The following is a 7,816-nucleotide window of genomic DNA, read 5'->3' on the forward strand; positions in this document are numbered from 1 at the left end:
AACGGCCGCGCCTTCGCCCTGCTGTGCGCGCGGCTGGAGGAGACGGTGGCGGCGGCCGGGCGCGTGCCGTTCCTGAGCGAGGACGCGGCGGCGCTGGGCGCCACGCTGGAGCGGGTCAAGGCGGTGACCGGGCAGCTGAAGCGCGCGATGGCCGAGCACGGACCGGCGCGGGCGCTGTCGAACGCCTCGGTGTACCTGGAGATGCTGGGGCACGTGGTGGTCGGCTGGCTGTGGCTGCGCCAAGCGCTGGTGGCGGAAGCCAGGCTGCCGCAGGCACAAACGGCGGAGGAGCGGGCGTTCTACGAGGGCAAGCTGCACGCCTGCCGCTACTTCCTGCGCTGGGAGCTGCCCAAGACCGGGCCGCAGCTCGATCGGCTGGCGGCATTGGACGACACGTGGTTCGCGACGCCGCCGGATTGCCTGTAGGCGCGGGGCGTTGGGCTTCCACATCCAAACAAAAAACGAATACGGGAGGACTTCATGTTCGGACTGATGCAGCAGCGTCCGCTGATGATCGCGTCGCTGCTCACGCACGCGGCGCGGCACCACACGGACGCCGGGGTGGTCTCCAACACCGTGGAAGGCGGCATCCACCGCTACACCTATCCAGAGGCCGAGCGGCGCTCGCGGCGCCTCGTGCGCGTCCTGCAGAAGCTGGGGGTCGGCGCGCAGGACCGGGTAGGCACGCTGGCCTGGAACGGCTACCGGCATTTCGAGCTGTACTACGCGGTGTCGGGCATGGGCGCCATCTGCCACACCATCAACCCGCGCCTGTTCCCCGAGCAGATCGCCTTCATCGTCAACCACGCCGAGGACACGGTTCTGTTCGCCGACATCACCTTCGCCAAGCTGGTGGAGGCGCTGGCGCCCAGGTTCGCGGGCAGCGTCAGGGCGGTGGTGATGATGACCGACGCCGCCCACATGCCGGCGATGGACCTGCCCGCCGGCATGGCCCTGCACTGCTACGAAGACCTCCTGGCGGACGCCGACGAGGATTACGAGTGGCCGGAGTTCGACGAGAACACCGCCAGCTCGCTCTGCTACACCTCCGGCACCACGGGCGACCCGAAGGGGGTGCTGTACAGCCACCGCTCCACCATCCTGCACGCCTACGCCGTCAGCCTGCCGGACGTGATGGAGCTGCGCGCCACCAGCCGACTGCTGCCCGTCGTGCCGATGTTCCACGTCAACGCCTGGGGCACGCCCTACGCCGCCCCCATGACCGGCGCCACGCTGGTGATGCCGGGGCCGCACCTGGACGGCGCCAGCATGCAGGCGCTGATGGACGGCGAGCGGGTGACCTGCGCCACCGGCGTGCCCACCGTGTGGCTCGGCCTGCTTCAGCACCTGCGCAAGAGCGGCACGCGCATCGACACGGTGAAGAAGCTGGTCGTCGGCGGCTCCGCCTGCCCGCGCATGCTGATGGAGGCGTTCGGGGAGGAGTACGGCGTGCGCGTCGACCACGGCTGGGGCATGACGGAGGTGAGCCCGGTCGGCGCCTATTGCGCGCCAAAGCCCGCCAACGCCGATCTGACCGGCGAGGAGGCCATGCGCGTGCGCCTGAAGCAGGGCCGCGCGCCGTACGGCGTCGACATGAAGATCGTCGGCGCCGACGGCCGCGAACTGCCGTGGGACGGCACCAGCTTCGGCGAGCTGTACGTCAAGGGCCCGTGGGTGTGCAGCTCCTACTACAAGGTCGGGAACGCCGGCTCGCACGACGCCGAAGGCTGGTTCCGAACCGGCGACGTGGTGACCATCGACGGGCAGGGCTATGTGGAGATCACCGACCGCGCCAAGGACGTGATCAAGTCGGGCGGCGAGTGGATCAGCTCCATCGAGCTGGAGAACATCGCCGTCGGCCACGCGGACGTGGCCGAGGCCGCGGTGATCGCCGCGCGGCATCCGAAGTGGGACGAGCGCCCGCTGCTGATCGTCGTGCCCAAGGAAGGATCCGTGGTGACGCGCGAGGCGCTGCTGGCCTTCTATGAGGGCAAGGTGGCGAAGTGGTGCGTGCCGGACGACGTGGTGGTGGTCGACCGGCTGCCGCATACGGCCACCGGCAAGCTGCTGAAGACCGCGCTCCGCGAGACCTACCGGGATCACTACATGACCGCATCGGACTGATGCGGAATGGCCTGACGCGGAATGGAAAGAGGGGGATGGGCGGCCGGGCGTGCGCCGGGGGAAACAAGCACGCCCGATCGCGCCGCACCTCCCCCCTCTCTCCAGAACCCCCTCCCCAGCGGAGAAGGGGTTTACCGAACTACTTCTTCACCAGCGGGCAGCGCGAGGCCGACAGCGGCTGGAACGCCTCGTCGCCGGGGATCGTGCGGACCAGCTTGTAGTAGTCCCACGGCTCCTTGGACTCCGACGGCTTCTTCACCTCGAACAGGTACATGTCGTGCACCATGCGGCCGTCCTCGCGGATCTTGCCGTTCTTGGCGAAGACGTCGTTCACCGGCGTCTCGCGCATGCGCTTCATCACCGCGTTGGTCTCGTCGGTGCCGACGGCCTGCACGGCCTTCAGGTAGTGGGTGACCGAGGAATAGACGCCGGCCTGCGACATGTTCGGCATCTTGCCCGCCCGCTCGAAGAAGCGGCGCGACCACGCCCGCGTCTCGTCGTTCAGGTTCCAGTAAAAGCCGGACGTCAGCTGCATGCCCTGCGTCACCTGCAGGCCCAGGCTGTGCACGTCGTTGATGTAGACCAGGAGGCCGGCCAGCTTCTGCCCGCCCTGCGTCAGGCCGAACTCGGCCGCCTGCTTGATCGAGTTGATCATGTCGGTGCCGGCGTTGGCCAGCCCGATGATCTTCGCCTTCGATCCCTGCGCCTGGAGGAGGAAGGAGGAGAAGTCGGAGGTGTTCAGCGGGTGGCGCACCGAGCCCACCACCTTGCCGCCGCTGGACTTCACCTCCTCCGACGCGTCGCGCTCCAGGTCGTAGCCGAAGGCGTAGTCGGCGGTGAGGAAGAACCAGCTGTCGCCGCCCTCCTTCACGATGGCCTGCCCCGTGCTGTGCGCCAGCGCGTAGGTGTCGTAGGCGTAGTGGACGGAGGTGGGCGTGCACGCCTCGTTGGTCAGGCGCACCGCGCCCGGGCCGCTGAGCACGACGATCTTGTTCTTGTTCTTCGCGACCTCGACGGCCGCCAGCGCGGTGGCGGAGGCCGCGACGTCCAGGATGGCGTCGGCCTTCTGCACGTCGAACCACTCGCGCGCCGTCACCGCGGCGATGTCGGCCTTGTTCTGGTGGTCGGCCGACAGCACCTCGATCGGCTTGCCCAGCACCTTGCCGCCGAAGTCCTCGACCGCCATGCGGGCGGCGATGACGGTGCCCTGCCCGGTGATGTCCGAATACGGCCCGCTCATGTCCAGCAGCAGGCCGAAGCGGACGACGTCGTCCGATATCTGGGGCGAGACCTGCGCGCTGGCCGCCCCGCCCGTCAGCGCGAACAGTGCGGCGGCTCCTGCAACCGCCCGTATTGCCTTGGCTCTGGCCTTGTTTCCGGTGGTGCTCATCGTCCTCCCCTCCGAGGTTCCTTTGCCGGTTCCGGCAATTGTTCGTTTCACGGAAAGTGATGATGCGCGGCACCGCGGGTGGCGTCAATCATGCAGAAAGTCGTTCCGCATCGTGGAACAGAGGGCGCCGCCGGCTTCTTCAGGCCCCTCTCCCTTGACGGGGCGACGCCGAAGGGCGTCGCGGTTGGGGAGAGAGTGGTTACGGCGGAGCCGGAAGAGAGTCTTTCTCCGCCCTGCCGGGCGTAACTTCCCCTCTCCCCAACCCCTCCCCCGCGAGGGGGGAGGGGCTTCGTGCCCCTACGGCTTGACCACCGCGCGGCCCACCACGCGGCCGCCCTTCAGGTCGTCCAGCGCCTGCTGCACGCCGTCCAGGCTGCGGGTCTGCACGGGGATCTCCTGCACGTGGCCGGCCTTGGCAAGGTCGACCAGCTCGCGCAGCTCCGCCAGCGAACCGACGTAGGAGCCGACGATGCCGACGGCGCGCAGCGGCAGCAGCGGCAGCGACAGGGTGCTGGAGCCGCCGAACAGGCCGACCACGATCAGCGTGCCGCCCTTGCGCAGCGCCGCCAGCCCGAATTCGAACGACGCCTGCGCGCCGACGAAGTCGATGGCCGCCGCCACGCCGCCGGTGGCCTTCAGCAGCGCCTTGCGCGCGTCCGGGTCGGAGGGATCGACCACCTCCCCCGCACCGGCGGCGCGGGCGGCGTCCCACTTGCCGCGGTCGATCTCGGCGACGATGGGGGGCACGCCGGTCAGCGCGCGGGCGAGGCGCACCGCCGCCAGCCCGACGCCGCCGGCGCCGACGATGAGCAGCGGGTCGCGCTCGGTGATCGTGCCGGCCTTCCTGATGGCGCTGTAGGCGGTGAGGCCGGAGCAGGCGTAGGTGCAGGCCAGTTCCTCCCGCAGCCCTTCGAAATCGACCAGATAGCGTTCATGCGGCACCAGAACGTGGTCGGCGAAGCCGCCGTCCAGGCTGGTGCCCAGGCCGCGCGGACGGTTGCACAGGTGCTCGTTGCCGGCGGCGCACAGCGCGCACTCGCCGCAGCCGATCCAGGGGAAGACCACCCGGCGGTCGCCGGGCTTGGCCTCCGTCGCATCCGGGCCGACGGCGACCACCGTGCCGACGATCTCGTGACCCAGCGTGCGCGGCAGGTTCAGCCCCTTGGACAGGTCCATCTTCTGGCCGCCGCCCAGGTCGAAGTGGCCGTCCCACAGGTGCAGGTCGCTGTGGCAGACGCCGCAGGCGGACACCCGCACCAGCACCTCCGCCCCCCGCGGTTCCGGCAGCGGCGCCACCACCTCCTGCAACGGCTGGCCGAAGGCGGTCACCTTGAAGCTGCGCATGGTCTGAATCGACACCGTCACCCTCCCGTTTCTTGTTCGGCGCACCCGAGCTACCGATCCGGATGTTACATGCCCGGATAGTTCGGTCCACCCCCGCCTTCGGGCACGGTCCACACGATGTTCTGCGTGGGATCCTTGATGTCGCAGGTCTTGCAGTGCACGCAGTTCTGCGCGTTGATCTGCAGGCGCGGCTCCGCCCCCTCCCGCACGATCTCGTAGACGCCGGCCGGGCAATAGCGCGTCTCGGGCGCGGCGTAGCGCTCCAGGTTCACGCGGATGGGCACGCCGGCGTCCTTCAGGCGCAGGTGGGCGGGCTGGTTCTCCTCGTGATTCGTGTTCGAGAGGTAGACCGAGGAGAGCCGGTCGAAGGTCAGCACGCCGTCCGGCTTGGGGTAGGCGATCTTCGGCATCGCGTCGGCGGGCTTCAGGGACGCGTGGTCCTCGTGGTGGCCCAGCGTCCAGGGGGCGCGGCCACGGAAGACGTAGGTGTCGAGTGCGGCGTGCGCGATGCCCGGCAGCAGGCCCCAGCGGAAGCCCGGGCGGATATTGCGGGCCGTATACAGCTCGTCCCACAGCCAGGACTGCCTGAGCTTCTCCGGATAGGCCGTCACCTCGTCGGCGTTGGCGCCGCCGGCGAGGTGTTCGAACACCGCCTCGGCCGCGACCATGCCGGACTTCATGGCGGTGTGGCTGCCCTTGATCTTCGGCGCGTTCAGGAAGCCGGCGGCGTCGCCGACCAGCAGACCGCCGGGGAAGGTCAGCTTCGGGATCGACTGGAACCCGCCCTCCGAAATGGCGCGGGCACCGTAGGAGATGCGCCGCCCGCCCTCCAGGTGCGCGCGGATGGCCGGGTGCGTCTTGTAGCGCTGGAACTCCTCGAACGGGCTGAGGTGCGGGTTCGTGTAGTCGAGGCCGACGACGAAGCCGACCGACACCAGATTGTCCGACAGGTGATAGAGGAAGGAGCCGCCGTAGGTGGAATGGTCCAGCGGCCAGCCGACGGTGTGCAGGATCAGCCCCGGTTGGGACTTGGCCGGATCGATCTCCCACAGCTCCTTGATGCCGATGCCGTAGGTCTGCGGCTCGACACCCTTGCGCAGGTCGAACCGCTCGAACAGCGCGCGGGTGAGGGAGCCGCGGCAGCCCTCCGCGAAGATGGTCTGGCGGGCCAGCAGCTCGACGCCGGGGGTGAAGTTGTGCGTCGGCTCGCCGTCCTTGCCGATGCCCATGTCGCCGGTGGCCACACCGCGCACGCGGCCGGCGTCGTCGTACAGCACCTCGGCCACGGCGAAGCCGGGGAAGACCTCGACGCCCGCCTCGGCCGCCTGCTCGCCCAGCCAGCGGCAGAGTGCGCCCAGCGAGATGATGAAGTTGCCCTCGTTGTGCATTTGCGGCGGTGTCGGCAGGCGGAGCGATCGGCTGCCGGTCAGGTAGAGGAAGCGGTCCTCCTTCGCCGGGGTGTCGAGCGGGGCGCCCTTGTCGCGCCAGTCGGGGATCAGCTCGTTGAGTGCGCGCGGTTCGAACACCGCGCCGGAGAGGATGTGGGCGCCGACCTCGGCCCCCTTGTCGACGACGCAGACCGACAGCTCCTGCCCCGCGGCGGCGGCGAGCTGGCGCAGGCGGATCGCAGCACCCAGGCCGGAGGGGCCGGCGCCGACGATCACCACGTCGAATTCCAGGCTTTCGCGCTGCGGGTTCATGGGGACACCTTCGGTTCGTGAATGGAAAAAGGCGGTTCGTGAATGGAAAAATGCGGGCCGGGAGTCCAAGGACGCCCGGCCCAGTTTCCGCACCCAAGCGGGGGACGCCGGTGCGGCGGACGCCCTTAAAGCGCTTCCGTGATCTCCGGAACCGCCTTGAACAGATCGGCCACAAGCCCGTAGTCGGCGACCTGGAAGATCGGCGCCTCCTCGTCCTTGTTGATGGCCACGCTGATCTTCGAATCCTTCATGCCGGCGAGGTGCTGGATGGCGCCCGAGATGCCGACCGCGATGTAGAGTTCGGGGGCGACGATCTTGCCGGTCTGCCCGACCTGGTAGTCGTTCGGCATGAAGCCCGCGTCGACGGCGGCACGGCTGGCCCCGACGGCGCCGCCCAGCTTGTCGGCCAAGGCCTCGATGATGCGGAAGTTCTCGCCCGAGCCCATGCCTCGGCCACCGGAAACGACGATGCGCGCGGCGGTCAGCTCGGGGCGCTCGGACTTCGACAGCTCGGCCGAGACGAACTTGGACACGCCCGGATCGGCGGCGGCGGTGACGCTCTCCACCGTGGCCGAGCCGCCCTCGGCGGCGGCGGCCTCGAAGGCAGTGGTGCGCACGGTGATCACCTTGACGGCGTCCGAGGACTGCACCGTGGCGATGGCGTTGCCGGCGTAGATCGGCCGCTCGAACGTGTCGGGCGAGACCACGCCGGTGATGTCGGAGATCTGCGCCACGTCGAGCAGGGCGGCGACGCGCGGCAGCACGTTCTTGCCCGACGAGGTGGCCGGCGCCAGCACGTGGCTGTAGGCCGAGGCGAGGCTCACCAGGAGGCCGGCCAGCGGCTCGGCGAGGCCGTGCGCGTAGGCCGCGTCGTCGGCCAGCAGCACCTTGCTCACGCCGGCAACCGTGGCGGCGGCATCCGCGACCGCGCGGGCGTTGTGGCCGGCGACCAGGATGTGGACGTCGGGGCCGATCTTCGCCGCGGCGGCCACGGCGGCGCGGGTGGCGGGCTTCAGTTCGGCGTTGTCGTGTTCGGCGAGGACGAGAATGGCCCCAGAGACATTGGTCATGTCAGATCACCCGCGCTTCGGTCTTCAGCTTGTCGATGAGGGTGGCGACGTCGGCGACCTTGACGCCGGCCTTGCGCTTGGGCGGCTCCACCACCTTCAGCGTCTTCAGCCGCGGCGCCACGTCCACACCCAGGGCATCCGGGGTGACGGTGTCGAGCGGCTTCTTCTTGGCCTTCATGATGTTGGGA

The 7,816-nt window shown here is 69.5% G+C and carries 6 protein-coding genes and 1 pseudogene; 2 read left to right on the top strand and 5 right to left on the bottom strand.

Translation table 11 applies throughout. The features are described from left to right. Together VED21_RS33010 and VED21_RS33015 are read left to right on the top strand one after the other, a co-directional pair. A partial coding sequence (locus VED21_RS33010; protein ID WP_324890146.1) for an acyl-CoA dehydrogenase C-terminal domain-containing protein occupies positions 1-426 on the top strand: 426 nt, incomplete at its 5' end. 54 nt (positions 427-480) lie between these two features. Further along, positions 481-2,124 (top strand): 3-(methylthio)propionyl-CoA ligase, encoded by a 1,644-nt coding sequence (locus VED21_RS33015; RefSeq protein WP_324890148.1) that lies wholly within the window; start codon positions 481-483, stop codon positions 2,122-2,124. Between the two features lie 139 nt (positions 2,125-2,263). Here the strand turns inward: VED21_RS33015 and VED21_RS33020 are convergent, their stop codons facing one another. The 5 genes and pseudogenes from VED21_RS33020 to VED21_RS33040 all read right to left on the bottom strand — a co-directional run. After that, the gene (locus VED21_RS33020) at positions 2,264-3,514 is read right to left on the bottom strand and encodes an ABC transporter substrate-binding protein (RefSeq protein ID WP_324890150.1); all 1,251 of its coding nucleotides are present in this window, start codon (positions 3,512-3,514) and stop codon (positions 2,264-2,266) included. 297 nt (positions 3,515-3,811) lie between these two features. After that, positions 3,812-4,873: an alcohol dehydrogenase gene (locus VED21_RS33025; protein ID WP_324890152.1), complete on the bottom strand. Its 1,062-nt coding sequence runs from the start codon at positions 4,871-4,873 to the stop codon at positions 3,812-3,814. Between the two features lie 50 nt (positions 4,874-4,923). After that, positions 4,924-6,558, bottom strand: a complete 1,635-nt coding sequence (locus tag VED21_RS33030; RefSeq protein WP_324890154.1) for an electron transfer flavoprotein-ubiquinone oxidoreductase — start codon at positions 6,556-6,558, stop codon at positions 4,924-4,926. A 125-nt stretch (positions 6,559-6,683) separates the two neighbouring features. Next, positions 6,684-7,628, bottom strand: coding sequence for an electron transfer flavoprotein subunit alpha/FixB family protein (locus VED21_RS33035; RefSeq protein WP_324890156.1), 945 nt, complete (start codon positions 7,626-7,628; stop codon positions 6,684-6,686). Position 7,629: 1 nt separating this feature from the next. After that, a pseudogene (locus VED21_RS33040) lies at positions 7,630-7,816 on the bottom strand (electron transfer flavoprotein subunit beta/FixA family protein); the annotation flags it as partial.

Source organism: Azospirillum sp., from assembly GCF_035627195.1.
GTDB lineage: Bacteria > Pseudomonadota > Alphaproteobacteria > Azospirillales > Azospirillaceae > Azospirillum.

What these genes read in the sequence shown, in the direction of transcription:
- VED21_RS33015 (WP_324890148.1), top strand. Translation starts at nt 481, where the DNA reads ATGTTCGGACTGATGCAGCAGCGTCCGCTGATGATCGCGTCGCTGCTC.
- VED21_RS33020 (WP_324890150.1), bottom strand. Translation starts at nt 3,514, where the DNA reads ATGAGCACCACCGGAAACAAGGCCAGAGCCAAGGCAATACGGGCGGTT.
- VED21_RS33030 (WP_324890154.1), bottom strand. Translation starts at nt 6,558, where the DNA reads ATGAACCCGCAGCGCGAAAGCCTGGAATTCGACGTGGTGATCGTCGGC.
- VED21_RS33035 (WP_324890156.1), bottom strand. Translation starts at nt 7,628, where the DNA reads ATGACCAATGTCTCTGGGGCCATTCTCGTCCTCGCCGAACACGACAAC.